Annotated in this window: 1 protein-coding gene; it reads right to left on the minus strand. The window is 40.7% G+C overall.

Annotated features, from left to right (window positions below):
* Positions 1-270 precede the first annotated feature (270 nt).
* On the minus strand, positions 271-1,161 hold an 891-nt coding region (locus tag AC1DPQ_RS28355), incomplete at its 5' end, for an NAD(P)-dependent oxidoreductase (protein ID WP_477611656.1).

The raw sequence follows: 1,161 nt of genomic DNA on the forward strand, positions 1-1,161 counted from the left end.
CTTCGACAGGCTCTCCGTAGGAGTCCTTTGGACAGGATGACAATATTTTTTGTTTTCTACTTAACTTAATGATATTGGGTAACGCTTCACCCAGGGTTAGATGGCAGAAACAGTTGTTTATTTTAGGGTTTGAGGGTCACAACCGCTCTGTATGAACCCAATGTAATGAATCCCGATGTTAAGTCGGGAGTAATGGAAAGCAGGACAGAACCTCAAATATTAGCAGTGCCCCCTGCGTTCCAAATTAAACTAAGTCAGGGTTATGATTCACTAAAAATTAAGATTCCTTAACTTCTCAGCCAAAACCTCCGAAATTTTCCGGTAAGAATCGAATGTCCAGCCACCAACATGCGGAGTTAAAATCACTTTTTCGTTATTTTTTAGTTCATCATACCAAACCTGTTCGCCCAATGCAGGGAATTTTTCTGTTTGCAGCACATCCAGTCCGGCACCTAAAATCTTTCCACTTTTAATCGCACTCAACACTGCTGGCATATTTACAATTTCTCCCCTTGCGGTATTGATAAAGAAAATGGCCTTTTTAAAATGGAAGAAATACTCATCATCAACCATCTGTCTGGTTTCGGCTGTTAGGGGAATATGCAAGCTCAGTACATCACTGTGTTTCACAATTTCTTCCATGCTTACCTCACGGGCAAACGCATCAGAAAATCCAGTTTTATATTTATCATAGGCCATTACATCAACCTCGAAACCCGCCAGTTTCTTCGCAAAACTCTGCCCCATAAAGCCATAACCAATAATCCCCACCTTTTTGCCTTTCAATTCGTAACCACGGTTACCTTCTCTATCCCACACCCCGTTTCTAATCTCAATATCGGCCCTGCGGAAATTATTCATTAATGATAGTAACAGACCTGTAGCATGTTCGCCAACAGCATCACAATTGCCTTCAGGTGCATTGATCAATTCGATATTTCTTTCAAAAGCAATTTTATCATCAATATTATCTAAGCCAGCCCCTGCTCTTGCCACAAACTTTAAGTTTGGAGCGGCAGCAAAAATTTCGGCGTCTATCCTAAATTTCGTTCTTACTGCAATACCTGTATAATCTTTTATTTTATCTAATGTTTGTTGGCGGGTAATCTGTGGTTCATCATCAACCTGGTAGCCCATAGCAATGGCCTGCTCTTTAAATGC

Source organism: Pedobacter sp. 01T416_2 (genome assembly GCF_056398925.1).